Source organism: Aerococcus tenax (assembly GCF_003286645.3).
In the GTDB taxonomy this organism is placed as follows: domain Bacteria; phylum Bacillota; class Bacilli; order Lactobacillales; family Aerococcaceae; genus Aerococcus; species Aerococcus tenax.
Genome location: NZ_CP127382.2, coordinates 776,342 through 800,910, shown reverse-complemented (window position 1 = coordinate 800,910; position 24,569 = coordinate 776,342). Strand labels below are relative to the sequence as shown.

Annotated in this window: 37 protein-coding genes; 4 read left to right on the top strand and 33 right to left on the bottom strand. The window is 40.1% G+C overall.

Going from position 1 to position 24,569, the window contains the following annotated elements; all coding sequences use genetic code 11:
- Positions 1–25: 25 nt before the first annotated feature.
- The 28 genes from DBT50_RS03870 to DBT50_RS03735 all read right to left on the bottom strand — a co-directional run bounded on the left by DBT50_RS03870 (position 26) and on the right by DBT50_RS03735 (position 15,031).
- Complete coding sequence (locus tag DBT50_RS03870; protein ID WP_111853320.1) at positions 26–1,411, bottom strand: terminase; 1,386 nt, start codon at positions 1,409–1,411, stop codon at positions 26–28.
- 163 nt (positions 1,412–1,574) lie between these two features.
- Positions 1,575–1,742, bottom strand: a complete 168-nt coding sequence (locus tag DBT50_RS03865) for a hypothetical protein (RefSeq protein WP_181566100.1) — start codon at positions 1,740–1,742, stop codon at positions 1,575–1,577.
- A gap of 5 nt (positions 1,743–1,747) precedes the next feature.
- On the bottom strand, positions 1,748–3,079 hold the full coding sequence (locus DBT50_RS03860; protein ID WP_258113529.1) for an ADP-ribosyltransferase: 1,332 nt from the start codon (positions 3,077–3,079) through the stop codon (positions 1,748–1,750).
- Positions 2,988–4,301, bottom strand: coding sequence for a phage portal protein (locus DBT50_RS03855; protein ID WP_111853319.1), 1,314 nt, complete (start codon positions 4,299–4,301; stop codon positions 2,988–2,990). The genes DBT50_RS03860 and DBT50_RS03855 overlap by 92 nt, the downstream gene beginning before the upstream one ends.
- Positions 4,302–4,396: 95 nt before the next feature.
- The gene (locus DBT50_RS03850; RefSeq protein ID WP_111853318.1) at positions 4,397–4,741 is read right to left on the bottom strand and encodes an HNH endonuclease signature motif containing protein; all 345 of its coding nucleotides are present in this window, start codon (positions 4,739–4,741) and stop codon (positions 4,397–4,399) included.
- Between the two features lie 146 nt (positions 4,742–4,887).
- The gene (locus tag DBT50_RS03845) at positions 4,888–5,328 is read right to left on the bottom strand and encodes an ArpU family phage packaging/lysis transcriptional regulator (protein WP_111853317.1); all 441 of its coding nucleotides are present in this window, start codon (positions 5,326–5,328) and stop codon (positions 4,888–4,890) included.
- Between the two features lie 76 nt (positions 5,329–5,404).
- The gene (locus DBT50_RS03840; protein ID WP_111853316.1) at positions 5,405–5,644 is read right to left on the bottom strand and encodes a DUF3310 domain-containing protein; all 240 of its coding nucleotides are present in this window, start codon (positions 5,642–5,644) and stop codon (positions 5,405–5,407) included.
- Positions 5,625–5,894, bottom strand: coding sequence for a hypothetical protein (locus DBT50_RS03835; protein ID WP_318602873.1), 270 nt, complete (start codon positions 5,892–5,894; stop codon positions 5,625–5,627). The genes DBT50_RS03840 and DBT50_RS03835 overlap by 20 nt, the downstream gene beginning before the upstream one ends.
- Complete coding sequence (locus tag DBT50_RS03830) at positions 5,878–6,168, bottom strand: hypothetical protein (RefSeq protein WP_111853314.1); 291 nt, start codon at positions 6,166–6,168, stop codon at positions 5,878–5,880. Before DBT50_RS03830 ends, DBT50_RS03835 begins: the two co-directional genes overlap by 17 nt.
- A gap of 70 nt (positions 6,169–6,238) precedes the next feature.
- A complete protein-coding gene (gene dut, locus DBT50_RS03825) occupies positions 6,239–6,703 on the bottom strand; it encodes a dUTP diphosphatase (RefSeq protein WP_111853313.1) in 465 nt (154 codons plus the stop codon).
- Between the two features lie 4 nt (positions 6,704–6,707).
- A complete protein-coding gene (locus DBT50_RS03820) occupies positions 6,708–7,085 on the bottom strand; it encodes a hypothetical protein (RefSeq protein WP_111853312.1) in 378 nt (125 codons plus the stop codon).
- Entirely contained in the window at positions 7,078–7,347 is a 270-nt protein-coding gene (locus DBT50_RS03815) for a hypothetical protein (protein ID WP_111853311.1), read from the bottom strand. The genes DBT50_RS03820 and DBT50_RS03815 overlap by 8 nt, the downstream gene beginning before the upstream one ends.
- A 16-nt stretch (positions 7,348–7,363) precedes the next feature.
- The gene (locus tag DBT50_RS03810; protein WP_111853310.1) at positions 7,364–7,771 is read right to left on the bottom strand and encodes a single-stranded DNA-binding protein; all 408 of its coding nucleotides are present in this window, start codon (positions 7,769–7,771) and stop codon (positions 7,364–7,366) included.
- On the bottom strand, positions 7,761–8,204 hold the full coding sequence (locus DBT50_RS03805) for a hypothetical protein (protein WP_111853309.1): 444 nt from the start codon (positions 8,202–8,204) through the stop codon (positions 7,761–7,763). The genes DBT50_RS03810 and DBT50_RS03805 overlap by 11 nt, the downstream gene beginning before the upstream one ends.
- Positions 8,197–8,667, bottom strand: coding sequence for a RusA family crossover junction endodeoxyribonuclease (locus DBT50_RS03800; protein WP_181566099.1), 471 nt, complete (start codon positions 8,665–8,667; stop codon positions 8,197–8,199). Before DBT50_RS03800 ends, DBT50_RS03805 begins: the two co-directional genes overlap by 8 nt.
- Entirely contained in the window at positions 8,627–8,887 is a 261-nt protein-coding gene (locus DBT50_RS03795; RefSeq protein ID WP_181566098.1) for a hypothetical protein, read from the bottom strand. The genes DBT50_RS03800 and DBT50_RS03795 overlap by 41 nt, the downstream gene beginning before the upstream one ends.
- Before the next feature lie 50 nt (positions 8,888–8,937).
- Complete coding sequence (locus DBT50_RS03790; protein ID WP_111853307.1) at positions 8,938–9,747, bottom strand: ATP-binding protein; 810 nt, start codon at positions 9,745–9,747, stop codon at positions 8,938–8,940.
- 2 nt (positions 9,748–9,749) lie between these two features.
- Entirely contained in the window at positions 9,750–10,610 is an 861-nt protein-coding gene (locus tag DBT50_RS03785; protein ID WP_111853306.1) for a phage replisome organizer N-terminal domain-containing protein, read from the bottom strand.
- A 9-nt stretch (positions 10,611–10,619) separates the two neighbouring features.
- Positions 10,620–11,516, bottom strand: a complete 897-nt coding sequence (locus tag DBT50_RS03780) for a recombinase RecT (RefSeq protein ID WP_111853305.1) — start codon at positions 11,514–11,516, stop codon at positions 10,620–10,622.
- Positions 11,506–12,456, bottom strand: a complete 951-nt coding sequence (locus DBT50_RS03775; RefSeq protein WP_111853304.1) for a YqaJ viral recombinase family nuclease — start codon at positions 12,454–12,456, stop codon at positions 11,506–11,508. Before DBT50_RS03775 ends, DBT50_RS03780 begins: the two co-directional genes overlap by 11 nt.
- Positions 12,449–12,742, bottom strand: coding sequence for a hypothetical protein (locus DBT50_RS03770; RefSeq protein WP_111853303.1), 294 nt, complete (start codon positions 12,740–12,742; stop codon positions 12,449–12,451). Before DBT50_RS03770 ends, DBT50_RS03775 begins: the two co-directional genes overlap by 8 nt.
- Entirely contained in the window at positions 12,735–13,028 is a 294-nt protein-coding gene (locus DBT50_RS03765) for a hypothetical protein (RefSeq protein ID WP_111853302.1), read from the bottom strand. The genes DBT50_RS03770 and DBT50_RS03765 overlap by 8 nt, the downstream gene beginning before the upstream one ends.
- 56 nt (positions 13,029–13,084) lie before the next feature.
- Positions 13,085–13,906 (bottom strand): hypothetical protein, encoded by an 822-nt coding sequence (locus tag DBT50_RS03760; RefSeq protein WP_111853301.1) that lies wholly within the window; start codon positions 13,904–13,906, stop codon positions 13,085–13,087.
- A gap of 96 nt (positions 13,907–14,002) precedes the next feature.
- A complete protein-coding gene (locus DBT50_RS03755; RefSeq protein WP_146742902.1) occupies positions 14,003–14,185 on the bottom strand; it encodes a hypothetical protein in 183 nt (60 codons plus the stop codon).
- Complete coding sequence (locus DBT50_RS03750; protein ID WP_258455483.1) at positions 14,163–14,294, bottom strand: hypothetical protein; 132 nt, start codon at positions 14,292–14,294, stop codon at positions 14,163–14,165. The genes DBT50_RS03755 and DBT50_RS03750 overlap by 23 nt, the downstream gene beginning before the upstream one ends.
- Positions 14,295–14,326: 32 nt before the next feature.
- On the bottom strand, positions 14,327–14,569 hold the full coding sequence (locus tag DBT50_RS03745; protein WP_111853300.1) for a hypothetical protein: 243 nt from the start codon (positions 14,567–14,569) through the stop codon (positions 14,327–14,329).
- Between the two features lie 19 nt (positions 14,570–14,588).
- Complete coding sequence (locus DBT50_RS03740; RefSeq protein WP_111853299.1) at positions 14,589–14,777, bottom strand: hypothetical protein; 189 nt, start codon at positions 14,775–14,777, stop codon at positions 14,589–14,591.
- Positions 14,778–14,806: 29 nt separating this feature from the next.
- On the bottom strand, positions 14,807–15,031 hold the full coding sequence (locus DBT50_RS03735) for a DUF739 family protein (RefSeq protein ID WP_111853298.1): 225 nt from the start codon (positions 15,029–15,031) through the stop codon (positions 14,807–14,809).
- Between the two features lie 160 nt (positions 15,032–15,191).
- On the opposite strand from DBT50_RS03735, the gene DBT50_RS03730 reads away from it, so the two are divergent.
- From DBT50_RS03730 to DBT50_RS03720, 3 genes are all read left to right on the top strand, one after another.
- Positions 15,192–15,953, top strand: coding sequence for a S24 family peptidase (locus DBT50_RS03730; RefSeq protein WP_111853297.1), 762 nt, complete (start codon positions 15,192–15,194; stop codon positions 15,951–15,953).
- 76 nt (positions 15,954–16,029) lie between these two features.
- Positions 16,030–16,599, top strand: a complete 570-nt coding sequence (locus tag DBT50_RS03725; RefSeq protein WP_111853296.1) for a DUF4352 domain-containing protein — start codon at positions 16,030–16,032, stop codon at positions 16,597–16,599.
- A 282-nt stretch (positions 16,600–16,881) separates the two neighbouring features.
- Positions 16,882–18,027 carry a tyrosine-type recombinase/integrase gene (locus tag DBT50_RS03720; RefSeq protein WP_181566097.1) on the top strand — a complete coding sequence of 382 codons (1,146 nt, stop codon included), beginning with the start codon at positions 16,882–16,884 and terminating at the stop codon, positions 18,025–18,027.
- Positions 18,028–18,135: 108 nt separating this feature from the next.
- Here DBT50_RS03720 and DBT50_RS03715 read toward each other — a convergent pair whose 3' ends face one another.
- Together DBT50_RS03715 and lysA are read right to left on the bottom strand one after the other, a co-directional pair.
- Complete coding sequence (locus tag DBT50_RS03715) at positions 18,136–19,107, bottom strand: diaminopimelate dehydrogenase (protein WP_111852594.1); 972 nt, start codon at positions 19,105–19,107, stop codon at positions 18,136–18,138.
- Positions 19,108–19,137: 30 nt separating this feature from the next.
- Entirely contained in the window at positions 19,138–20,454 is a 1,317-nt protein-coding gene (lysA, locus tag DBT50_RS03710) for a diaminopimelate decarboxylase (protein ID WP_111852593.1), read from the bottom strand.
- A 351-nt stretch (positions 20,455–20,805) separates the two neighbouring features.
- On the opposite strand from lysA, the gene phoU reads away from it, so the two are divergent.
- Positions 20,806–21,477 (top strand): phosphate signaling complex protein PhoU, encoded by a 672-nt coding sequence (phoU, locus tag DBT50_RS03705; protein ID WP_013669817.1) that lies wholly within the window; start codon positions 20,806–20,808, stop codon positions 21,475–21,477.
- Positions 21,478–21,709: 232 nt separating this feature from the next.
- On the opposite strand, the gene DBT50_RS03700 is transcribed toward phoU, so the two are convergent.
- From DBT50_RS03700 to pyrF, 3 genes are all read right to left on the bottom strand, one after another.
- Positions 21,710–22,921: an MFS transporter gene (locus tag DBT50_RS03700; RefSeq protein WP_111822343.1), complete on the bottom strand. Its 1,212-nt coding sequence runs from the start codon at positions 22,919–22,921 to the stop codon at positions 21,710–21,712.
- Positions 22,922–22,990: 69 nt separating this feature from the next.
- Positions 22,991–23,626: an orotate phosphoribosyltransferase gene (pyrE, locus tag DBT50_RS03695; RefSeq protein WP_111852592.1), complete on the bottom strand. Its 636-nt coding sequence runs from the start codon at positions 23,624–23,626 to the stop codon at positions 22,991–22,993.
- Entirely contained in the window at positions 23,627–24,322 is a 696-nt protein-coding gene (gene pyrF, locus DBT50_RS03690) for an orotidine-5'-phosphate decarboxylase (RefSeq protein WP_060778107.1), read from the bottom strand.
- Between the last annotated feature and the right edge of the window lie 247 nt (positions 24,323–24,569).

Below are 24,569 nucleotides of genomic sequence, written 5' to 3'. Positions count from 1 at the left end.
TGACGTACTCAGGTCAAAAATAAATTTAATACCATACTTTTTGCTTTTTAGCTGGTTTAGTTTCTACACATGCCCAGTGGGCCAATATGCAAGAGTCCATTAAAGCAACGTCCATATCCTCAAACTGTGACTTATAACCAAAGCCCCCAGCAGATCCAATGTTTCGCTTTTCGCAATTGGTCACGATCTGTACCAGGGATGGTTGTCCTTTATGCTGTATGCTTTCCTGGTAAATACCTTGCTCCCAGTCGGCATTGGCATGGATGATCTCCTTAACAGTGGGTAATATAGGAGCTTTTAAGCGCTCATCTTTCATTTCTCTGGCCAATAACCCCTGACCACTAGCGCCATCAATAACCACCTTTTCAGGCTTGGCAGCAGTAAGAAAAGCAAGGATCCAGTCATTTCCTGCCCGCACTGAACGGCAGTCAATGGTCTCAACAAAAACTTTTCCCCGGGAGGTCTTAATAGCAATGCTCATGGCTACATTAGCCCCATCATTGCCATATTTAATACCTACAAACATCTTCCCTGTAAGCTTAGGCAGGCGCTTAACCCGCAATCTCTCCCATTCCTCGGCGCTAATTTCTGATTTCTGATTGTAAGAGATCCACAAACCCAGCCGCTGAATGTTAAAGTCGTCCGTGTCCGGGCCAATTTCACTTCTGATAATTCTTTCCGTCAGAATGGTGCCTAAGGATGGGTTGGTAAAGTACCAAGCTTCTACGTCATGTGGGTCTTTTTCCTCGTCTACACCCCACTCAGCCCAGCCATTATCAGGGCTATCCCCACTAAGTACCGCTTTACGAAACCCCGGGAAAACTGTACCAGCTGATACTGCTGTAGGTGGTGTACCTAATAAGATTGTTTGCGGGTTTTTAGAAGAAGATACAACATATTTTAAAGATGATTCCTGATCATCAGTATATTCTTGGGCCTCGTCAATGATCATCAGGTCTACACCCTCACCAAGCCCACCGTTGCTAGTCCTGGTCCGAAATTGTACACGGCCACCGCCTGGCAATTCTACTAATTCTTGCCCCTTAGCTCTGATAGAACGGTATTCTATACCGGCCTTATCCAACATAAAACAAAGCTTTTCCCAGGCACTATGGGAGGCTGAAATTCTGTGAGCGGTGTGCATCATCTCTTCACCGTTCACTAGTCCCCACAATTCCCTCATTACCACAAGCTCATTCTTACCATTCCGCCGGGGCAAGGAATAGCCAAATTTTGCATGTGTCCATAAGCCGTCTTCATTAACGGCCATAATGTCTTGCATCATGTCAATTTGCCACTGCTGAGCTTTCCTCCCGCTCTTTTCGTATAAGTCAATGGCTTCTTGGAATTTACTCTTTTTATATGGCAAAATGACTGACCTTGTAGGCCTTGGATTGCCTAATCTAGTCATGTCATCGCTCCTTTTAAGACAAAATAAAAAAAGCCGCTTATTAGCGACTTCGCACGATTTACTCACGATTTAATGTTGATATATCAGGTTTCCTATTGATTTTCGCACGATTAACACACGATTATGGGCGTAAAAAACCACCGTTCACATCTGCGGTGGTCTACTATTCTTGCTGTTGCAACATTCTTACGGTCTCTTTAAGCTTCTTTTTACGCTCTGCGGCCAACCTACGCTGCTCATCCGTTTCTGGTCTACGGCTCTCAGCATTATATCTAGCTTGAATAATTGCACCAACTTCTTCATCTGTAAGTTTATTAACATCTTCTGTCATTTCTATCACTTCCTTTTTACGATATACAGACCATCTTCTTTTAACTTTTCTAACTCCAGGTCTGTATTAAATAAAAATTCTCGCTGCCTTTTAAATTTCTCTTGACTTAATAATTCAACATATCCCCCATTAGTCCCTTTAGGAACGATAATTGCAATATTAGGTTTACCGGTTAAAACACCTTTAGTACTAATTGAGGTACTCAAGAATTTGTCTATAGGCTTTTCTAATGCACTAGTATAAAAATCTTTCCTATAAACAATTATATCCCTTTGTAAGTTATATCTCAATAAACCCTTTTCTATTAAACCTGCATATTTTAGTAATGTCTTTTCTTCTTTGCTGTTGACCGGCTTATAATAGCCGTCCAAATATCCATTAATTTTTTCAAACAGCCTTAGGCCATCAGGATCTTTGCCATTAAATGTGTACTTTGTGATAGCCCGCTTTTCCTCCGCCGTTAGCTTATTCAGCCACTCCTTGGCATCTTCTCTAAGTATTGGGACGACCTCACCAGGAGATAAAGGTGAATAACCAAGCTCTAAAGCCTTACTATAGGCTAAAGATTGCAATTTCTTATTAGCATTTTGGGCTTCTTTTTCTTGCTCTTTGATAAAAGATAAATCTTTTTCAGTAACTTTTTCCCATTTTTTCTTGGCTTCCCATGGGTTCTGCTTCTTACCGTCCCCCGGGTAATACTCCAAAGTACAGTTACAGTGGGCATGTCTTCTAAAGATTTCTTTGTCTATAGTGTCCTTATTATAATCAAAAGTCCCCACACGCTCTTTACAAAAGTCACACCTTGAATTGGACCGCTTTTTGCCTGTCCCAGCGCCTAGCTTTCGCACAATTTTAGGCCGCAAGCCTAACTTGTGATGGAAACTGACATTCTTTTCAAGGGTATCTGATACCACTGACCGGCTAAAGCTAGTCATGGCATTTTCTACCTTGGGGGCTACAGTTGCATACTCGTCAGCCCCACAAGCGACTTCCACCAGGTTCTTAACCTTATCCTCATCTAGGTCAGCAGCTAACCCCTTAAAATTTAATCCTGAGGTCTTGTTCAGGGCTGTTTGAGTGTCGGCAGTATAATTAGCCACCAGCTCATAGTTTCGGCTCATAGCGGCCCTTATAAGTCTGTCAGCTATATTAAAGTACATCTTATCGTTGGGGAGGTTAACAGCATTGTCATGAAAAGCCTTGGCCATTGCCTGGCCAACAATATCTGCATAATCATCAGCATCTTTATAGCTCTTGCCCGGCTTGACTTCCTTTAGAAGCCGTTGAAAGTCCCTCTGAATTGCCTCCCAAAGCTTGGGGGTTATATCCTGCTCCATTGCCGCCCTCCAATCCGGTTAGATCCCTAATAGTTTCTTTATCCATGTAACCAGGGATAGCTTGGTTAATCTTGATTGCTCCATCACCCACTAGTGACATGGTTGTAGCATCAGCCTCAAAGACTGGCTCCCATTTTGGCTTGCATTTATAAAATGCTGCTCTGCGATATGGGTATTTATCCCTCATGCAACAAGCGATATAGCCAACATTTAAGAAGCCACTACCAAAACAGCGTTGTGCTTTTCTAGCGGTAACTCTCAAGGTTTCATGGCTGGCTTTAATTGCCTCTGCACTAGATGGGTTATCACTTGGAAAACCTAAGTCATCAAGAGTTAAGCCGGACTCTCCAGCAAAGCCACTAGCTGCGGCTCTTAACTGCTCCAGGTATGGTGTCATGGACTGTTGAGGGAACGAACCTAACTTAGGAGAATCCCCATCATCGTCTTTTTGAAAAATCAGCATAGATGAAATAGCTGCTTTCCAAGAGTCCATAAACTCAGTATCTTGGCTTAGCCCAGTGACGTACTTTTGCGGAAATGAATAAAATTCCGCTGAAATGTCTGACCGCTCTAGGGTTCTCCGGGCATAATTTTGATAGTAAATACAGCCCTTAGTTATCCTAGATCGCCCAAAAGGCCGCTTAGCATCAGGCCTATGGATGATAGGCACCAAAGCAGCATAGGGAGCATGAGTGGCGATAGTATCCACCTCTTTGCCGTTCTTATAGTAAATGGTTTGGCCAGCTTTAAAGTAAGCCTCTTGTGTGGCTTGGCCCATCTCATCACGATCCAGCACGGCATAGCCCTCGGTAAGCAAGCCAGTGACCGGGTCAATAATCCCAGTAGCGTCTGTGCCCTCAATGACTTGTAGCTTAGGTGTGCCCTCGCTATCGATCGACACATAGACAAAACAGCAAGACGTGATCAAGGCGGACAAAATGGCGGAATCATAGAAAATATCTGAGCTGTTAAGCTCAAAAATTTCATTCAGCTCAAAGACATCATTGCTAAACTCCCGGAATACCAGGCGATCTGCCAAGGCATCTACTGCTTTTGAGCACCAGCCAATAACCGAGTTATATCGCCCCAATAAAGCATCAGGCATTAGGGGGCTGCGGTTATATGGTGCCGCTTCTGAATCGTAATAATCGTACTTTTTCTTTGCGCCTACACTAAATATGGCCAATTTACGCTTGAGGTAGTCCATCCCTCGATTATCCATGTGATCAACTCCTTGCTTTCATTCCTTTTCATGAAAAAATATGTGCAATAGACGGCTGAAGTCCGGCCGGCCACGGGGTGGGGGTGGTATCCCCCCTACTGAGCTGGCCGGTATTTACTCCAGTCCTTAGATTGCGGTAAATTGCGATTTCCTAACACTTTAGGCTCTGTCTCATTCTTAAACAATTTATCTGATTTCATTCTGTTACAAGTCCAATGCGCTAGCTGTAGGTTGTTAATGTCACTTGGATGACCACCTTTAGCTATTGGAATTATGTGGTCAACAACTGGCGCTAAAGGATTACCTTGCTTTAGTCTTACGTCAACTGGCTTGCCACATATCCCGCAAGTTCTTTGAGTAGCTAAGACTCTCTTGCGGTTGCGCTCAAACTGTACACGGTGAGCGCCTTGCCTATCTGCTCTACGATTAGCCTTGGCCATAGTGTTATCCCTCCTGGATATAATAAAAGCCACCCATGGTAGGTGGCCATTCATTCTTTACTACTGCACTGGCAATTGACAGTAGGGGGGAGGTCTTTTTGATTTCCCTTATACCATAATAGGTGGATTCATCAGGCAGGGTACTGTCAGATTCCTCCTATACCTCTTGCTCCATCTTTAACTAGTAGTACGCCATTACAGTAAGCTTCTGCAAACTCTATCTTAGCCTTGATTAAATAGCGATAATAGGTGGACTCGCTAATAGCTAATCGACTATAGGCAAAGCGATCACCATACCCATATTTATATTTATATTCTAATATCTTTCGGTTTGTATCATTAAGCAATGATAAAGCATAATCAATGTCTTGGATCTCCTTTCTAGCGCCAATAGCATTGATTATGCTTTCCTCATTGGTATTAGTAGTGCTATGAGATACTGCTACACTATTGTAGTTAGCTGTTAATGATTGCTGAACCTTGACCCCAGCCACCCGGCAAAGCCTTGGATATTCTTCCAGTAGGGACTCGACTTTATTTATGGTAGCGTACTTATCTATCTCATCTCTTTTTGGTAATCTCCACATAGCCAGTCCCCCAAACAGTTAGTATTTAGTCATACGATCTACCAAATAAACAGCACTTAGTCCTAAGATAGCTACACTAATCAGACCCATAACGGACCCTCTTTTCTCTGGCAATCAGGCGATCTAGATATTCCCTAGCCTTTAGTAAGTCCTCCAGGCCACCCTTAAAAGGAAATCTGACCAGGTACTTCAAGACGTTGCCAATCATAAAGCCTACATAGCCATCCTCTATGCCTAGCATATCAATCACATCAATGACATCTGGCCCATCCACATCTTGACGGTAGTATTCTGGCTTAATCTTTGTTTCTTCCATCGCTATCCCTCCATTCAGTGCTTACTAATTCTTCGCCCCTATTGGTCTTGATCCTATAGATTTGTAATGTCCGCTTAACTTGTCCACTGCCTGTAATGTCATACTGGCCAACCAATTCAGGCTGGCCAGTGACTTCTAGCGGCTTAACTTGATCTAAGATTATTCCCCAAATTATTGCAATAAGATAGACAGCTGTAAGCAGGTAGAACCAGAACATCGGATCCTTTAACTTATTAAACGACATCAGCATTTTCCTCCCATACTTTAGCTATAATTTGATCTTGCGTTTTAAGGGCCCTTAGATATTCCTCAACCGTTTTTAGGTCCTCGTAAGGTATTAACCCATCTTTAGTGCGTAAACCTTGTAGGGCTTGCCTCAGGTTACGATAAAAGCCATTTTCTACCCATTCAGTCCGCCGCTCTTTAGTCTTGGGATTGGTAACAGTCTGTAAAATCTCCACCACCACATTGAGCTTGTCTTTTCTGCGGACTCTAATATTTTCAGTAATTTGAATTGCTCCCATGTCCTAACCTCCTAGCCAATCATTTCTTCAACAAGTTCTCTTAATTCTTCTTGTGTCATTTCTATCCCTCCTAATTTCCTGTGCTTCCAAAACCACCAGCACCCCGCTCATAATCGGCCAATTCCTCGACTTCCTCAATTTCAATCTCAGGCAATGGCTGTATGATCAATTGGGCTATCTTGTCTCCTCTGCGAATTAGATAACCGGGGGTATATTGGCCAGGAGTCAGATTGTCTTTAAAGTCGCACATAACTTTAATTTCACCAGTATAACCACTGTCAATAGTACCCTCTTGGACTCTTAGGCCAGTCTTACTGGTTAGACCACTGCGGCCTTTTAACCGGCCATAATAGCCCTTTGGTATATCTACTGCTATACCTGTTGAAACGGTTTCTGAAAAGCTTTTAGTGATGGTTATATACTCATCAGCAAAAATATCCAGCCCAGCATCAGATGCATGGGCTTTTTCTGGTAACTTAGCGGTATCGGTCAACCGCTTGACTTTAAGCTTTAAAGGTTCTTTTGTTATTCTCATTACTTCACCACCTAAAATTTTCTTTTGAATACTCAAAATTCATGGATAGCTTTTCTATTTTTTCTCCACATTCTCTTAGTGCTTTTCCAATTAGTTCATCTTTGGAATAGAGTTCTAAAACATAAAAAATTGGTTCACCATCACAATCTTTATTATCTCCAAACCATGAAATACAGTTCGTTTCTCCATTGGTAAAACTTCCTTTAGAATCTTTTAGAAAATCATTTTCAACGGCATCCATGCTACTACTAAAACCTGATAATAAGTTTTCCCTACCCTCTTCTGTATCCTCAATTACCCCAATAAAACAAGTATCTACAGTATCGGTTCCATCAAATTTACCCATAGCTATATAAATAACTCCTAATGTCTTACTACTCATTCTCTAATTCCTCCGTTGCTTCCATGCTATATTTCAGCATGGCATCAAGAATTGGGTCTCTTTCTTTTTCACTAACCAATTCAGTCAAAACCAGCATTGTTATTTTTACAGATAGTTCCCCTAAAGGTTGTACTAATCTTTTCATTTCCTTAGTATCTTCTATGTTTGCTTGCTTAAAAAAATCCATGGTCAATTGGTTTAATTTCTTGGTAAAAAACATATACTTGGCTTTGGTTATTAAATTATCGATTTTGTTAAACATTTTTCAGTCTCCTTTTCTAGAATGGAATTTCATCATCTGAAATATCAAAGCCTTGGTATGGCGCTGCATTGGTATTTGCCGGCTGTGGCATTTGCCTTTGACTAGCTTCCCTTGAGTCTAAGAAAGTAATTCTATTGGCCAGCACTTCGGTCACATAAACTTTTTGGCCTTGCTGGTTTTCATAACTTCTGGTCTGTATTCTTCCCTCAACACCTACTTTTGAGCCCTTGCCCAAATATTGGCATAGATTTTCAGCATTTTTATTCCAAGCTACACAATTTATAAAGTCTGCTTGCTGTTGGCCATCTTGAGTCTTTGGCCGGTTACAAGCCACTGTGAAATAAGTAAAAGCTTTACCACTTTGGGTATGCTTTAATTCTGGGTCTCTAGACATGTAGCCCACCAATACAACATTATTTATCATATTTCCTTACCTCCGATTTAGATAGGCAATGATTAAGCACTACTTGCCTATAGTATTCTGTTTCCAAATTAAAGTTACCCTTGATAAGCGCTAAAATGCGGGCACTAGCTTTAAAATCTTCTCCATCTCTCAGCATCTTAGTCATTACAAATTCTGAAATGCCAAAAGCGGTTGCTAATCTCTCTATGCTTAGGTGATATTTTTTCTGCATGGCTAAGGCATTTTGATAGACCGTTTTCTTATAATCCCATTCTTTTACACGGTCAAACTCAATAAGGTTTAAGATTGGCACAACATGCCGGCCGTCTTCGCAAACCAAGATAGTTACATTTTTAAAAGGATTTTTGCACTTCCCACTTGACCTATATAGATCACGTCCTGAGCAAATAACTCCGTTAGCGTCCAATACGTTACGATAATACCCATTATTCATTGCTTTTCACCTGCCAATTCTTGTTTACCAGGTCAATTACCCATGGATCTATAACTAGCTGATCAACTTCCAAAACATTAATTACTACACATGCTTTTGGTGCATAAGCTTTTGTTGCTGTCAATTTAACGACCTGGCCATCATCTTTATATAAGACACCATTAGAGGCATCCAAGATGGCTTTAGCATAGTTATCTATGTCAGGCTTTTTAGTGGGCAGCAGCCGCCACTGCTGGGCTAAGGCAAGTAATTTCTTAGTCCAGCTCTTTAGCGGACCTTTAAAAACAAAAATCTCCATCTGCACGGCTTTATCAGTCGGTTTAGCCCCTGCCTTAATCAATGTTGACTTGACTAGATTTTCATAGTCCCGGGTCTTTTTAGGTGTAAAGGCATGTCCTTTTCTAGTAAACCTTGGCCGGCCTTTAGGGACACACTCTCCAGGGACTATGTAAGTATGTAACATGCTTATAAACCGCCTCTCCATCCTTATCTTTTGTACAAAAACCAATCGCTTTAGCTCCAAACTTTTCCCCAAAATATAAAGCATTTTCTTTTGTCTCAATTGAATGTGTCCAATCTTGGCCATTCCAAAGCCGCCACCTACCTACATAATCCTTTGAAAGATTTGGCTTGTCAGGATCTGGCCAACAAAAAACATTTACTCTTCCTTTTTTATTTTTCATTTTCATACTCTCCCAACTACCCTCATCTTGAGGGCTACTCACTTTATAACCTAGTAATATAATCTTTGGTCTTCTGTCTCTCTAAATGTGATCGTATGGTCTGCTGATCGTCTTCGGATACGGCTAGCAATTTTAGCATCATAATTTTTATCTATGTCCACACTTGATAGGTTGGTGGTAAAGATAGTTGATTTAGACTGTCTGGCATTAAGGACTGCATAAAGGACTCTGGCCACATAGTCAGTAGCTCCCTTACTAGTGGCTATTAGCCCTAGCTCGGCCCCTAAGTCGTCAATGACTAGCAAATCAACATCAGATAGCAGCTTAATGGTTGCTCCCTCATCTAGGCCTGAACCGTCTTTGGAAAAGTAGCCTGTCCTAATGTCTCTTACAACTTTGTCCCAACTTACAAATAAACACTGTCTAGGGGGATCAGATTTAACATTAACGGTCTTTAGAATGGCCATAGCCAAGTGGCTTTTTCCTGTTCCGGCATTACCGGTTAGGATGGTGTTAAAGAAGTCCTTATTAGCTATATACTTCTTAGCTATCTCGATAGCCTTGCGCAAATTAGCTTTTTGCTCGTCATTTTTAAGGTCATAATTTTTAAAGCCAGCGGTCCATAAGGTGTCATCAGTAACAATGCTTTTATTTTTAAGCACCCCCGTAGTCCTTAAAGCTTCATAGTTAGCCATGGCTTGTTTTACTCTTTCCTGCTCTCTGGCTTCTAGGTCCTCTCTTTGGCAAATTGGACACTTAAAGCCAGTAGGACTGCCAATTACTCGCTGCAAGTTAACTTCATGCTTTTGGCATTGATCAGTTGACTGCTCCAAAAATTTTGCAAAAGAAATACTGCCCATCGTTACCACCCCAATTCAGGATTGATCTGGCCAACTTCTGTTGCTTGGTTAGTAAAGTTTTTAAAGTGGTTTTTCTTAAATTCAGCTTGTTCAGCATTGGCTGCTTCAACTGTCTTTATCTTCTTAATTGCCCAATCCTCTAGAATGGATTTAGCAAATCGGTAAGGGTTCTTAGTGCCAATTGATCGATTAAAGGCAAGAATAACTAAATCCTCACTAGTCTCTTTTGCCCAGTGCTGAATTTCTTGGACCATAATAGGTGTTACTTGGATATTGAAAGAGTCTTGAAAATAATCAATAGCTTTTTGACCAGCAGCAGGAGGCATTGAAGTTTCTTTACCCTGCTTACTATAGTTATCTACTATGTAACTATTACCCTGCTGCTGCTCTTTATCTATCTCTATATCTATCTCTTTCTCTATCTCTGCGTCACTGCCTCGTAACGGTGCCGTCACTCTCTTGTCACTATGTGACGGCAAAGTGTCACTTTGTGACATTTTCTTAAGTCGGTGCTTCCTCATTCTCCGGGCTGAATCGCTCTCAGACCCTATCATAGAGGCAATATTGGTTAGTTCTAGCTCGTCCTCGTCTTCACCAAAAACTATCAGCCCTTTATTGAGTAGGTAGGTAAAAGTAACTTGAACATTTTCCTCATCCTCATCAATGGAAAGTGCTATCTCTGATACCATATTTTCTGCGATACCGTCATAGTAAATTTTCCCCTCGTTGGATAAACTCAACAAAAGCATTTTTAGATAAATAATGGTATAGGTATCACCACCAGCAATGCGCCTTAGCATTTTTATCTCCTTTTGCTCAAAAAAATCATTTTTTAATTTGAGCCAAAAATATTTTTTAGCCATTTACATCACCTATTTCTTATATGTCCCCAAAATGTCCAGGCTTTCCTGCTCAGGCTTTTCTGGGTTCTTCTCTAGCCACTCACCCATAGTTTCAGGGGCTTTTTCTGCGGCCTGTGGTGTCTCCACCTTTTCGACTTCTTTGCGTTCAGCCGGGGCAAGATCTAATGCTTGTTCTTCCGGATCACTCTCATCAGCTACAACTGCTTTTTGCATTTCAATGGACAAGATACCCCATTTAGATAGCAAGTTTCTTAGAACGGTCTTCATAGCCATGGCATCATAGTTAGATGCCCATACACCGGATAAAGCTTTTTTGTCTCTGGCCTTGTTATTAGCAATCCTGTGGGCTTCTACATCTTCCTTGCTCCAGTAAACTGTCTTTTCAAAGCCGTTGAGTAGCTTAAAGTAGCCCACATAGCCAATAACTTCGTCTGACTGTTTGCCGTCTAAGTTATATTCAAATTCCTCTGTCACTTTGTTCCAAGTCTTTAACTCTCCCTGACAAATTGGGACAACATTAATTTTCTTATACTGCCCACTTCTTTGAGCTAGCTGAATATAACCCTTGTACCCTAAGACAAATTGGGCTTTTTTCGTTCTGGTGTTCTTATCCCGGAAAGGGACAATATAAGCAAAGCCAAAGTTCTTCTCAATGGGTAAATCCAATTGAGCTGCTTGCATGGATGAAGCTATAATGCTCATTGGCTCACAGTCACTTAGGTAGCTGTCATTATTGACCAAGGTAAGCAAGCTTGAAGTAAAGTTAGCGCTTTTTGTCTTTAACAGCTCTTGGAATTTATTTTGAATAGCTGGGCTTTTAAGTAACGTCCCCACGGTATTCTTAGCTGGGGCCTGGCTTGTCTTTTGAGTCGATAATTGTTGTTTGATTGTGTCATTAGTCGCCATCTTTAGTTAACTCCTTTGCTGTCATGTAGTTTGTAGTGGTTTCGGTAAGGTAAGCCTTGTAGATCTCCGGATGCTCCTGCTTCAAGCGGTTAGTGTCCAGTCGTCTTGCGGTCCGGGGCTTCCAGGTTACTGTCATATCAGGATTGGTAAGCTCTTGGACGTTGTTAGCCCCCATGTAGGCCTTTAACTCGTTTTCAATTTTCCGCCGCTTTTCCTCGTACTGCTTAATGACATCCTTGGTAAAGATCAGATCTTGTACCATGGCCACTTTATCCTTAGGCATTGGCTCAACATTAGGCTCAATGCTGGTATACATGGCACTCAAGGCCCTACTGGTTGAAGCACTGCCATCAATTTCAGGGGCTTTCATAGCCAATACATTGTCTTGCCAAAAGCTGATAGCCTTTTCTTGATAAGCTTGAATCAGGTCATTGTCCCGCTTGATCTCTTTCCATTGAAAATCATTATTGCCAATGATTACTGCTATATAGGCCGTGTCATAGTCCAGGACATTTAAATAGTGCTGTACCTGCAATAAGTAAGAGGCTGGCACATTATCCCCTGCCCATTGGCCGGCATTATGTGCCCCTGTCGTCTTACACTCTAGCAAGGCTTCTTGGCCAATAATTTTGCGGTCAATGTTGGCCAGTAAGAATGGGTATTCTTTGTGCACATGGGTCTTATTGTCCCGCTGTACTTCTAGCCCGGTCTCTTGGGTAAACATCCTGGCCACTAGGTCTTCTAGCTCATTACCAATCTGTATGGCCACTTTTTGGGAAATATCTTCTGGTTCCACTTGGCCAGTCTTTTCAAGCCATAGCTGGTATGGTGTCTTAAAAGGGTTAAAACCTAAGGCGGTGCCAATATCTGACCCGCCTAGTCCTTTTTTACGTATCTCCAGCCAGTCTGCATGGTCTTTAGCTAAGTAGTATTCAGGCATAGCTATCACCCACTAACTCCCGGTATATGTCTACTGGTGGCAATAGGCTGTATTGCTCAGCCAGGGCATTAAAGATCAGGTCATAAAAAGCTTCTTTATCCTGGCCAAGGTATTGATAGAGATCTTTGCCATCAGACCTGACATAGTCCCCATCAAAGTCCCAGTAAATATCAGTACCATCTAAATAGATTGGATTGCCTTTAAAGTCATGGGCAATAACTTCATGCTTTAGGCTCTTTGGCTCCATTGGCCGCCCACAACTGTCATAAGTTACTGCATTATACATTGGCCTCACCCTCGATTGGAAACAGCTCTACATTGTCCGGATGCACATCGTCTTTAGGGTCATTCTTGGCCAGATCAAGTGGCAAGTTGTATTCTTCTTTGAGCGTTAGCTTAGTATATTCATAGTCGGATGAGGTTTTGGCCTCAATAGTCTGCTTAACTAGCTCTCCAAGCCGTCTATCGCCAATAACCTTGCTTAGCTCCTTTTTGCGTTCTTCAATGACCTGATTAGCTTCTTCTTCCGTACTGCAATAATATTCTGTGGTCTGTGTTAATGTTTTAATCATTTTTCAATCTCCTTTAATGTGATATACTCCAGGTGTAAACTTTTTATTTTTGTCGACTAGTTGCCGCTAGTCGGCTTTTCCTTATAAACTATTTCCAATCTTTGCTTGATAGCTGAAAGCGACCGCCCGCTTCTTTTTGAAAAATTATCGGCCCATTTTCGGTTATTAAACGCTGCTTGTGGTGTTCCATATCGTTTCAGCATATTTTTAATTTCAAGAAGTTCATCATCACTCCACCACCTCTTATTTTTTTTGCCCGTCAGCTTTAGCCCCAAGCTCCGTGCTTTGTTGGATATTGAATCATATGTTCTTCCCATTTCCTCAGCAATTTCTGAGCAAGATAACCCTTTATTTGAAAGAGAAATTAATGAATCTTCTTCTGCTTTTATCCACGTTGTTTGCTTTTGTTTTAGACCCATAAAACCCAGCAGGGACGCTTGTGTGCGTATTGCATTGCACGATCTTTTCATTTTTTCTGCGATATATTCAAAATCAAAGTCTTCTTTTACTAGCTCTTCAAGCATATTGTTTTCTCCCGCTGTCCACGGCTTTCCTTGTCTGTCCTCTTTAATTTCATATGGTTTAAGTTGATCACTTTTAGAATTAATTGGTGGCACAAAAATACTCCTATGATCTTCATCAACTAGCATTTTTTCTGGGTCTGGCTCAAAAACCACACCATTATTAATTGACTTCCAGGCATCTTCTGCTTTTTCCTGTGTCTGCTCAATAACTGGCTCAACTTCTACTTTTTCAGGTTCCTCTGCTTGCTCAGATACTTCTAGTTTGTCCTCTGTAGCGCTAAACGCCTCTGCGATCTCCTCAGCCGTCAGTTTATCCCCAATAGCCTGAATGGCTTTAATCTGCGATAAATTCATTTCTTCCTTCCTCCCTTCAACAGCTGGTACTTATAGCCCAGTCGCTTTGCATAGCTGTTATTGCAGCAAATAAATTCTAGGGCTTCGTCTTTTTCATCAAAATACAATCTGCTTACTTCTTGACCATTTCTGATCTTGATTTTCGCTACTACGTACATAATCAATCACTCGTTCCATGTCTTGATAGTGTTCAATGTCGCCTGTCTTGATAAATAAGAGTAAAGACCGCTTAATCTGCTGCCTTACCCATAGAATCTTAGTAAAGTCTTTCGTCTTCACGTTGGCGCTCTTCTCCATGTAGCTTGCTATCATAGGCGGTAAAGACCCCTAAACTAAAACCGTTGATTGCTACAGATACGATTAAAACGGCTACTAAAAATTGAATCATGGTTATCTCTCCTTTAATGCTGGCTGGCATTTTTAATATTTATTTGATTCCATAAATTGCTCTATGTCTTTTCTGTCGTAATAAAATCTACTTTTACTTTGAGTTGGCAACTCAATTTTCTTAAGGCCGTGAGCTTCCCAGGTCTTTAATGTCCTTTCACCTATAAAAAACTCATCTCTCACATCTTGCGGCCTCAAATATCTCTGTTGGCTAGTGACTAGCTTTTCAAGTAAACCTTTGATCTCTATAAGATCTTCGGCTATTGTAGCCGTCATTGGCTTCACCTACTTTTTATTACTCAATTCTTTCTGCAAGTGCTTCAAACAGCTCATCAGGATCATCAAAGGCATCATAGTCAAGGCCTACCCGGTCACAAAGATCTTCATAAACCTCTACATCAACCATATCCCAGGTTTCAGCCTCCTCAATTGCTTGTAAGATTTCTTTAGCTTCCATGTATTGATATTCTTCATTTACGTTCATTTTTAGGGCTCCTTTTTTAATTTATTAATTCACGAAACATGAACTTCTTTTCTAAAAAAATATTCAGGTATATCTTCAACTGATAATCCTAGCAAATCAATTGCTTGTTCAATTTCATAATTTTTCCATCCTACTCTGTTATTTAATTTTAAAGACATTGTACGATCAGAAAAGCCCATGGCTGTTGCGAATTTATATTGTGTACCATATTTTTCAACAATCTTTCCACTTAATTTAGAATAATCATAAGTCATAAAATCACCTCCTTTGTTCACGTTTCATGAACTTTATGACACTATATTATCAAAACCGATAAACTTGTCAATAAAAAATGTTCATTTTTTATGAACTTTTTATTGAGTTTTTGTTCAAGTACTTATATAATAATGTTAATAAAAGTAAGGAGGAAAAATAATGAAAGTTTCTACTGGGACTCGACTAAAAGAACTCATGTCTGAGTTAGGCTTAAAACAAGTGGATATTTTGAAAAAAACTGAGCCTTTTCAGAAAAGCTTGGGTATAAAAATGGGAAAAAGTACTTTATCCCAATATGTCAATGATGTGCAATCTCCTGATCAAGATAGAATTTATTTATTATCTAAAGCTTTTAATGTAAGTGAACCCTGGTTAATGGGATATGAAGTTGATAAGGAAAGAATTCCAGACAATCAACGGGAAGAGAATACCATTTTAGACATATACAATCAGCTCAATTTAGAAAACCAATCTACAGTTTATTCTTTTGCAAAAAGAAAATTGAGTGAACAAAATTCAGTTAAAGAAGAATCAAATATCTACCAATTATCCGACTATACAGACCAACCTTGTTATGGCGCTGTATCTGCTGGTACTGGTGAATGGTTGGGTGATGAAACAATAGAAACAGTATCTGTTCCAAACTCTATCCTGCCACCTTGTGACTTTGACATGATGCTACAAGTTAATGGGGACTCGATGGAACCACTGTTTGAAGATGATGAGTATATATTTGTTAAGAAGACAGATGACTTAAGAAGTGGTCAAATAGGTGTGTTTTTTGTAGATGGTGAAGCTTATGTTAAGAAAGCTTATTTAGAAGAAGATCAGTTGAGGTTAGTATCACTAAATACTAAATATGACGATTTGATCTTTAAAGATTTTAATGAAGTAAAGATGATAGGAACCGTGATAATGTAAAAAAGCGCCCTTTTCAGGGCGCTGGTTGTGAACAAATAAATTATACCATAGGAGGAAAAGAATATGGTGAAAAAAATTGTATGACGAAAACGGAAATGAAGTGAAGCGTGGCGGATGCTTGAAGTGGGTTGGAATTGCTGTTTTAGTCCTTGTAGTGCTGCTTGTTATCGGTAGCATTATGGGTGGCAATGATAAATCTAGTCAATCTTCATCAGACGCTACTAGTCAATCTGCTGAGAAATCAAAAGATAAAAAAGAAGAAAAGAAAGATAAAAAATTATCTGTTGGCGAAACAGCTGAAATTGACGGCATTAAATTTACAGTAAATAGCGTTGAATTTACTGACCAACGAAATCAATTCGCAGAAACTAATCCTGAACGAGTTATTAAAATTAGCTATACCCTAGAAAACGGGCAAAACAAAGACTATGCCTTTGGTGCTGATACCCAATTATATGTAGATGGTAAAAAGGCAAAAACTTATCCTTTAGGCGGTACAGATGGTGATGTTGGCTTTGGCTCAGTGTCAGCTGGTAGAACTGTTGATAGTACTGTTTACTATGGTGTAGACGGTAAAGACATTGAATTAGAATGGCAGCCACTATTTAGTGTCGGTAATAAAGCTATTTGGAAATTAGACAAATAATGATACAATACAGATGAACATTAGTGGTGCCGAAAAGCATGCACTATTGGATATATTCTTAGGATGGCGTAAGCCAGTCCTACTGTGGGCATCTGTATATCAGATGCCTTTTTTGTATTCACACAACAAAAAAGCCCCACTCCCTAATCTTGGCGGATCGGAGTGGGGCTAGGACATAAACGGCAAAGACATAGCTTTGCGCCTCTTTTTATTATACCCAAAAGGTGGTGGTAAGGCAATATCCTCTAAATGTGCTGGCTGGCAATTCAGGAGGAATTAAAAATGACTACTTACAAATATAAAACTAAAAAAGGAGAAGACCGTTGGGGCTGTAAAGCCTATCTAGGTACGGACATACAAACCGGGAAGCAAGTTAATTGTTATAAAAAAGGCTTTAAAACGGAGGCCCAAGCGGTCAAATACCTTAATCAGGAAAGAGTTAAATTTGAAGCTGGTGAATATAAGTTTAAAGTAAAAGATTATACTTTTAACGAACTTTATGAGGCTTGGTTAGAAAGGTACTCACTTAGTGTGAAGCCCAGTACTTTGTATCAAATAAAATCTATCTTTAAGAATCATATTTTACCAGTTTTCAGCGATCAGAAAATTAAAAATATTACTCCATCTGATATTGAGACAGCAGCTGATACATGGAATATCCAATACAAAAACTATCAGCGTATCTACGTCTATTTAAATAGAATATTGGAATGGGCTGTTTACAAGAAACGATGGCTGAAAGAAAACCCTTGCAAATTTGCTGATCTGCCTAATGTCAAATTTACTAATGATAAAAAAATAAGGTTCTATAGTAAAGAAGAATTAAATAAGGTATTGAGATCTTTAGAAGCTAACGCCCCTTATAAATGGTACGTATTTTTTAGATTACTAGCCTACACCGGTTTAAGGCGTGGCGAAGCGCTAGCCTTAACCTGGGAAGATATATCTTTTAGTAACCAGGTATTATCTGTCAGCAAAAACTTATCAACAGGAAAACAAGGCCCCTTTTTGTCTACCCCTAAGACTAAAGGCAGCATAAGAACAATTTCTTTAGATGCGATAACACTGAAATGTCTTAGGAAATGGAAATTGGAACAAGCTGAATATTTTTTAAAGTTAGGGATCCCAGTAGAGAAGAACAATCAAGTTGTGTTTACTTCTTCTACAAAGAATAAACATCTCTACCCTACTGCAACTGATCAGTTTTTTCGGAAGTTTTGCAAAAAATATGATCTCCGATTTATTAATGTCCACGGCTTTAGACATACTCACTGTTCCTTGCTCTTTGAAGCTGGTGTACCTATGAAAGACGTAAAAGAACGCCTTGGTCACTCAAACATCACCACAACCATGAATATTTATACCCACGTTACTAAAGATAGTCGTAAAGAGTCCGCTGACAAATTTGCTGCTTTTATGGAAAACTAAAACCGCTCTATAACTTTTCTATAACTTTCAAAGCTAAAGCTTGTCATAGAGCGATTTATAGGCATTTATATCAAACATATGATGTAAATGCTTTCTTTATGCTCAAGGCTAGAGCAATTCGTGGCGGAGTTGTGCACCAGATTTTGCAGAAAGATAAGCGGGGGCAATATCAAAGACTGTTTTAGCCCCAAATTGTTCTTCCTTAGCTAAACGGTAAGCAGCTCGCGCATAGCAAGTATTTACTGCACCGGTGAACTCAGGGTTGCTGCCTAATTGCAGAGCAAAATTATAAACTGCGTGGTGGTCAGCGCTGGTTTGACCTTGGCGCACCACTTCGCCCCCATGAGGAATTCCTTGATGGTTTTGATCTAATTCTTCTTGAGAAATAAAATGCACATCGACTTGGTCATAGGGGGCGAAGTAATCTGGCATGGTCTTGATCGCTTTGGCAACTTGGTCTGGATCAGCGCCCTCTTCTAAGACCGCATAGACTTCACGACTATGGGCAGTCGCTTGTTGGTAATCAATAGGGTCACCAGCCTTTGCTGCCTCTAGCATGGCTTGATTAGGCACGGTATATTGAATAGCTGCCTTGACGCCATCTACCCGGCGTACTGCATCAGAATGGCCTTGGCTAACCCCTCTGCCCCAAAAAGTATAGCTTTGCCCTTGCGGTAAGATTGTTTCAGCTAATAAGCGGTTAAGTGAGAACAGACCTGGATCCCAACCCGTAGCAATCACAGAGACATGGTTATTTTCTTTAGCAAGTTGATCCATTTGATCGAAGTATTCTGGAATCTTATCGTGGTTATCGTAGGCATCCACGGTATTAAAGTTTTCCGCTAGACGAGGAGCTTGAACAGGAATATCAGATTGGGAACCACCACATAAAATTAGGACATCAATTTTGTCTTTAAAGTCAAGAATGTCATCAATTTGATAGGCCGGGCTCTTTGTATCTAATTGCTCAGGCTGGCGTCTAGTAAAAATTCCTAGCAATTCCATATCTTCCGCTGCATTAACTGCAATTTCCACGCCTTTACCTAAATTACCATAGCCAACAATACCAACTTTTATCATTTTTGTTTCCTCCTTTAAATTCTAATAAAACTAATCTTCTTTATTCTTATAATTATAGTCGTTTCTGAGCAAATCTTGGTAGCTTTCTCGTTTGACAGCCAAATAAGATTGCCCATCCTCGACAAAGACCAGGGCTGGACGTCCCAGACGATTATAATTCGAACTCATTGTATAAGTATAAGCCCCTACTCGAGGAATCACCAAGAGGTCCCCGATCCGAGCCTCTGGCAAGGGAGCATCTTGAACCAACTGGTCACCAGTTTCACACAATTTTCCTGCCACGCGGTACTCCCCTTCGACCTCATCATTCATCCGATTAGCTAAGGCCGCTTCATATTTGGCTTGATACAGGGCTGGGCGAATATTGTCTGACATCCCACCATCGACAAAGACAAAGGGTTTACCAGCCAGGGTATGTTTGACACCCCCAACGCTATAAAGAGCTGTCCCGAAATCATTAATTAAAGCCCGTCCCGGCTCAATGCTTACGGTATCGACATGCTCTAAGCCATATTGATCAATTGCTGCTTCAATGACCTGAATGTAGCTTTGTAAAAATTTCTCATAATCAAAAGGACGATCTGCTTGGCTATAGTACACACCAAAACCGCCGCCCAGGTTAATCTCTCTTACCTGGCAGCCGGTTTCTTCTTCCATTTGCCGACAGAATCCCAACATTAAATCGGCTTCTTCAAAGAAGAATCTTTCTTCTAATATTTGTGAGCCGATATGGCAATGGAAGCCGGCAAAGTCGAGCCAACCGCTCTTAACCATCTCTTTAACCAAAGCCACCGTATCCTCATCATGGCTACTCATACCAAATTTAGAATCATCGCGGCTTGTTTGGATATATTTATGGGTGCTTGCTTCAATCCCTGGATTAATTCTCAAAAGGACCTTAGCCTGTTTATTAAGCGATATAGCAATTTTCTCTACTTTATAAAAATCAGTCTGGCTATCAATAACAAATGTTCCAATCCCTTGCTCAAGAGCTAGAATGATCTCTGACTCTGTTTTATTATTGCCATGGAAATATATTTTTTCACCTGGAACACCAGCTGCCAAAAGGGTGTAAATTTCCCCACCACTAACGGCATCAAGATAACAGCCCTGTTCATTGATTAGTTGAGCGATATAAAGGTTTAAAAAGGCCTTGGAGGCATAGATAATATGAGTAGTAAACTTTTTAGAATGGAAGCCATTGATAAATGTTTTCGCTTGATCTTTAATCCCCTGTTGATCATAAATATAAAGCGGAGTTCCGTACTCTTCCTTCAGACGAGAAACAGGAATATCGGCAATGTTTAATTCATTATTAACCACTTGCATGTGTTGCGTCAGTTTCATATTTTGCCTCCTAGATATTTTTCATGATACTAACTATTTTACCCTAAAAACTGCTTTTAGTGATCAAATTGTCAGTCTACTCATTAAATTTATTGAAAGATTAGCAATATATAAGCTAAAAGTCAACAAATAATATATTATAGCAATAAGGCCAATATCAGAAATAATTTTTAACTTTTATTAAAAAGCTATCACTTTTAAACAATAATTATTCAGAACATTCATGTTAAAATAGAGATACGAAAATGAGTATTCCAGTAATCAATAATATTGTAAGGGCTTCCTTTTACTTTATGAGTGGATTATGGTAAAATACTATTTCTATATAAGATATCGGGGAGTGAGTTTTTAATGAAAAAGACACAACTAAGAAAGGCCTTTGTCGAAGAATTAAAGACCTTAGATGGTCAATTTACACGTATGGGAATCGATACTACTAAAGCTATTGAAGAAGCTGTTGATGCGCTTCTCAACCATGATAATGAAGCCGCGGAAAAAGTGATTAAAAATGACGAAAAGATTAATGCTTATGAAGTGGCCATTGATAAGGAATGTTTCCGACTAATTTCCCTACAAAGCCCTATCGGCGATGAATTACGCTTTATTATTTCCATCATTAAGGCCAGCGCTGACCTTGAAAGAATGGGTGACCATGCCGTCTCTATTGCAAAAGGAGCTCTACGGATCGCAGATGAACCCCGTTTAGAAAATATTGAATCTGACCTAGAAATAATGACTGATACAGTCATTGAAATGGCCGAGCTAGCTGTTAACGCCTTTGTTACCCGTAATGACCAACAAGCTAAGGCGGCAGCAGAAATGGACGCCAAAGTTGACCACTACTTTGATAAACTAATCCCACAAGTCGTGTCAGATATGAAGAAGGATAACAGCTTAGTAGTAACTGGTGCTTCATATATTTCCATGATTTCTAATCTAGAACGCATGGGTGACTACGTAACCAACCTCTGCGAACGCATTATCTATTTAGATGAAGGCAAGGTTGTCGATCTTAACGGCTAAATAAGAAAATATAATTTTCACTTTATTAGGTGCTGATGAACATTAGAGTTTATCAGCACCTTTTATATATTCTTTTTATTATTGACGCGCATAAGAATTAGTGAAAAAACAAAAAAAGCTGTGAAAATCACAGCCTTTGTCTTAGCCACACCGATCTCAATATGGTTTGGTTATTTATCATTGACTTGGTAAGCCTTTAATAAGCTATAGGCTTTCCATGAATAACTCCTAATTATTGGGCATAAACCTTTTTAAAAGATTTTTGCTTGATCCCAGGAATGGTTAACATGACCACAAAAGAGAAGATATAAAGACATGATAGGAAGAGCATAACCATGGTCACATTACCATGTTCCATAATGATCCCAATAATCATTGAAGAAAATCCACCTACTGCTCGTCCAACGTTTAAGATTAAATTATTGGCCATACTTTGGACGGACTTAGGGTATAGGTAAGAAACCGTTGCTCCATATCCCGGGAACATCCCATTGACAAAGAATCCCATCATGGCTCCGCCAAATAGCATTCCAAGCGGTGAGGTAATTTGGCTAAACAAGTAGACACCAAACGCTGATGCAAGTAAGAAAGCACCAAACATTAGCCGAGGGCCAAATTGGTCAAATAGTCGGCCAAAGACAACCATCCCTAAGGACATGCCCAAAATGGTACTAATCATCCATAATGAAGAACCTTGCACACTGAGGCCGGCTTGTTCTTGCATAATGGTTGGCAACCAATTCATCATGCCAAAGTAGCCAGCAATTTGAACCGTACACATTAACATAAGGGCAATGGTTTGGTAACTGGTCCGCAAGTCTTTAAATAAAACAGCAAAATTAATTTTTTCACTTTTATCGAGAGCTGAATCATTTTTTACCGGGTAAAATTCTTTTTCATCTTTAATAGCTACTTGCATATATAATACAAGGAGTAAAGGAGCGAGACCAAATAAGAACAATCCGCGCCAACCTAGGTGACTCAAGAATAATCCCGCTAGAGCAGCTGAAGTAATCGATCCGACTTGGCCAGCTACCCCATTTAAAGCAGAAATCCGTCCCATTTTATGAACGGGGACAATTTGAGCCATGATTCCTAACGCGATTCCGTACTCACCACCGACACCAATACCGGCAATGAAACGTAAGATATAAAGCATAGTGATCGAAGGCGCAAAAGCAATTGCTCCTGAGGCTAAAGAAAAGATAAGCAGGGTTATCTTTAAGATGTTTAGCTTATGGTAACGGTCACCCAGATATCCAAAAATTAATCCACCTAATAACATCCCCAAGTTAGTTATGGTAGCGATAGCTCCCGCTTGGGCACCTGATAGTGAAAACTCACTAATAATGCTTGCCATTGAAAAGGATAGAAACATTACGTTGAGGTCATCGGTACCTGAGGCAATGATACTTGAAATAACAGCTTTTTTCTTATTTTCCATTTTTACACTCCTTAAACAAATACTCACAGGTATTTATTATTTAACTTTTTTGACTGTTAGCAGTCACTTTTACTTATTGGAAGACTGGTTCAGTTGACGGTGCCAATCCAAGATATTATCCATGTCTGCTTGGCTAAAGTCATGTTTTTCTTTGGCTACTTCTAATAAACTATGAAAATCGCTCAGTACGGCTAGAGGAATATCAGCAGCTTGGAAGTTTTTCTTGGCCCGATCCAACTCATAGGTGAAAATTGCAGCGACGCCAATCACTGAACACTCTTTAGCAACGGGTTGACAAGCTTCCAAGACGCTACCACCTGTTGAAATGAGGTCATCAATCAATACCACTTGGTCGTCAGCCTCTAGGTGACCTTCAATTTGCGATTGTCTCCCATGGTCTTTAGCCTTAGAGCGAACATACACCATAGGCAAGTCTAAAATTTCACTCACCCAAGCAGCATGAGGAATCCCGGCTGTCGCGGTTCCAGCAATACAGGTCACATTAGGATATTTTTCTTTGATCAAGTTAGCTAGGGCTTGAGCCACCAACTTACGGGCCTTGGGATAACTCATTAATTGACGATTATCACAGTAAATTGGGCTCTTAATCCCACTGGCCCAGGTAAACCAATCCTCATTACGGATAATCACGGCTTCATGATCTAATAATGCTTCGGCAACTTCGCGTTTAATATTTTGACTCATCTATTTACCCTCCCAATGTTCTTTCATTTCTTCATAGGCTCTCACTGGATCGTCAGCTTGAATAATCGGACGGCCCACTACAATGTAATCAGCACCGTTGGCTCGGGCTTCTTCTGGACTAGCAATTCTTTCTTGGTCATCGTGAGCATTCTTATTCAAACGAATCCCTGGTGTTAAACTAAGTAATTGCCCTTTGGAAACTTCCTTAATCATTTTACTTTCTTGCACCGAAGAAACTAGGCCATCCACGCCACTGTCTAATGCTAAGCGGGTCAAATGTTCCACCGATTCAGCGACAGTGCCAGGAATTTGTAATTGATTATTTAACATTTCTTGATTAGTTGAGGTCAGTTGGGTGATTGCAAGAACTTTTGGTTGATGTTTGCCTTCTTGAACCCCTTTAACCGCAGCTCGCATCATTTCTTTACCACCCATGGCATGAATGGTCACGAGTTCAATCGGTAATTGACTAAGCTGTAACATGGCTAGGTAAACCGTATTAGGAATATCATGGCACTTCAAATCAAGAAAGACTTCATGTCCCATATCACATAAGCGCTCAATGATACTTGGCCCTGACATGTAAAATTGCGACATACCTACCTTGACCCCGATTTGTCGGCCTTCAAATAATTTTAGAAAATCAAAGGTTTCCGCTTCTGTTTTAAAATCCAACGCCACATATAATGTTTCCATTTTTTCACCTCTTTAACGAAAAAAGACCTAGACAATTCTGTCTAGGCCTTTAAAGTCATCATAATTAGCTATAAGTATGCACACTTATAGGTATTCTTATCATCACTTTTCGTGCCTCTCTGGACAGAATTAAAGTATAGAGTCTCGCTCTAAATCACAAGTATTGTAGCAAGGACACTCGCTGATGTCAACACAAAAAGTAAAAATATTTCATATGAAAGCAAAAAGTTAAAATTGCTTGGTTTCG

Bases quoted from the DNA above. Each gene is read 5' to 3' on its own strand.
- DBT50_RS03870 (WP_111853320.1), bottom strand. From the start codon at position 1,411: ATGACTAGATTAGGCAATCCAAGGCCTACAAGGTCAGTCATTTTGCCA.
- DBT50_RS03865 (WP_181566100.1), bottom strand. From the start codon at position 1,742: ATGACAGAAGATGTTAATAAACTTACAGATGAAGAAGTTGGTGCAATT.
- DBT50_RS03860 (WP_258113529.1), bottom strand. From the start codon at position 3,079: ATGGAGCAGGATATAACCCCCAAGCTTTGGGAGGCAATTCAGAGGGAC.
- DBT50_RS03855 (WP_111853319.1), bottom strand. From the start codon at position 4,301: ATGGATAATCGAGGGATGGACTACCTCAAGCGTAAATTGGCCATATTT.
- DBT50_RS03850 (WP_111853318.1), bottom strand. From the start codon at position 4,741: ATGGCCAAGGCTAATCGTAGAGCAGATAGGCAAGGCGCTCACCGTGTA.
- DBT50_RS03845 (WP_111853317.1), bottom strand. From the start codon at position 5,328: ATGTGGAGATTACCAAAAAGAGATGAGATAGATAAGTACGCTACCATA.
- DBT50_RS03840 (WP_111853316.1), bottom strand. From the start codon at position 5,644: ATGGAAGAAACAAAGATTAAGCCAGAATACTACCGTCAAGATGTGGAT.
- DBT50_RS03835 (WP_318602873.1), bottom strand. From the start codon at position 5,894: ATGCTGATGTCGTTTAATAAGTTAAAGGATCCGATGTTCTGGTTCTAC.
- DBT50_RS03830 (WP_111853314.1), bottom strand. From the start codon at position 6,168: ATGGGAGCAATTCAAATTACTGAAAATATTAGAGTCCGCAGAAAAGAC.
- dut (WP_111853313.1), bottom strand. From the start codon at position 6,703: ATGAGAATAACAAAAGAACCTTTAAAGCTTAAAGTCAAGCGGTTGACC.
- DBT50_RS03820 (WP_111853312.1), bottom strand. From the start codon at position 7,085: ATGAGTAGTAAGACATTAGGAGTTATTTATATAGCTATGGGTAAATTT.
- DBT50_RS03815 (WP_111853311.1), bottom strand. From the start codon at position 7,347: ATGTTTAACAAAATCGATAATTTAATAACCAAAGCCAAGTATATGTTT.
- DBT50_RS03810 (WP_111853310.1), bottom strand. From the start codon at position 7,771: ATGATAAATAATGTTGTATTGGTGGGCTACATGTCTAGAGACCCAGAA.
- DBT50_RS03805 (WP_111853309.1), bottom strand. From the start codon at position 8,204: ATGAATAATGGGTATTATCGTAACGTATTGGACGCTAACGGAGTTATT.
- DBT50_RS03800 (WP_181566099.1), bottom strand. From the start codon at position 8,667: ATGTTACATACTTACATAGTCCCTGGAGAGTGTGTCCCTAAAGGCCGG.
- DBT50_RS03795 (WP_181566098.1), bottom strand. From the start codon at position 8,887: ATGAAAAATAAAAAAGGAAGAGTAAATGTTTTTTGTTGGCCAGATCCT.
- DBT50_RS03790 (WP_111853307.1), bottom strand. From the start codon at position 9,747: ATGGGCAGTATTTCTTTTGCAAAATTTTTGGAGCAGTCAACTGATCAA.
- DBT50_RS03785 (WP_111853306.1), bottom strand. From the start codon at position 10,610: ATGGCTAAAAAATATTTTTGGCTCAAATTAAAAAATGATTTTTTTGAG.
- DBT50_RS03780 (WP_111853305.1), bottom strand. From the start codon at position 11,516: ATGGCGACTAATGACACAATCAAACAACAATTATCGACTCAAAAGACA.
- DBT50_RS03775 (WP_111853304.1), bottom strand. From the start codon at position 12,456: ATGCCTGAATACTACTTAGCTAAAGACCATGCAGACTGGCTGGAGATA.
- DBT50_RS03770 (WP_111853303.1), bottom strand. From the start codon at position 12,742: ATGTATAATGCAGTAACTTATGACAGTTGTGGGCGGCCAATGGAGCCA.
- DBT50_RS03765 (WP_111853302.1), bottom strand. From the start codon at position 13,028: ATGATTAAAACATTAACACAGACCACAGAATATTATTGCAGTACGGAA.
- DBT50_RS03760 (WP_111853301.1), bottom strand. From the start codon at position 13,906: ATGAATTTATCGCAGATTAAAGCCATTCAGGCTATTGGGGATAAACTG.
- DBT50_RS03750 (WP_258455483.1), bottom strand. From the start codon at position 14,294: ATGATTCAATTTTTAGTAGCCGTTTTAATCGTATCTGTAGCAATCAAC.
- DBT50_RS03745 (WP_111853300.1), bottom strand. From the start codon at position 14,569: ATGACGGCTACAATAGCCGAAGATCTTATAGAGATCAAAGGTTTACTT.
- DBT50_RS03740 (WP_111853299.1), bottom strand. From the start codon at position 14,777: ATGAACGTAAATGAAGAATATCAATACATGGAAGCTAAAGAAATCTTA.
- DBT50_RS03735 (WP_111853298.1), bottom strand. From the start codon at position 15,031: ATGACTTATGATTATTCTAAATTAAGTGGAAAGATTGTTGAAAAATAT.
- DBT50_RS03730 (WP_111853297.1), top strand. From the start codon at position 15,192: ATGAAAGTTTCTACTGGGACTCGACTAAAAGAACTCATGTCTGAGTTA.
- DBT50_RS03720 (WP_181566097.1), top strand. From the start codon at position 16,882: ATGACTACTTACAAATATAAAACTAAAAAAGGAGAAGACCGTTGGGGC.
- DBT50_RS03715 (WP_111852594.1), bottom strand. From the start codon at position 19,107: ATGATAAAAGTTGGTATTGTTGGCTATGGTAATTTAGGTAAAGGCGTG.
- lysA (WP_111852593.1), bottom strand. From the start codon at position 20,454: ATGAAACTGACGCAACACATGCAAGTGGTTAATAATGAATTAAACATT.
- phoU (WP_013669817.1), top strand. From the start codon at position 20,806: ATGAAAAAGACACAACTAAGAAAGGCCTTTGTCGAAGAATTAAAGACC.
- DBT50_RS03700 (WP_111822343.1), bottom strand. From the start codon at position 22,921: ATGGAAAATAAGAAAAAAGCTGTTATTTCAAGTATCATTGCCTCAGGT.
- pyrE (WP_111852592.1), bottom strand. From the start codon at position 23,626: ATGAGTCAAAATATTAAACGCGAAGTTGCCGAAGCATTATTAGATCAT.
- pyrF (WP_060778107.1), bottom strand. From the start codon at position 24,322: ATGGAAACATTATATGTGGCGTTGGATTTTAAAACAGAAGCGGAAACC.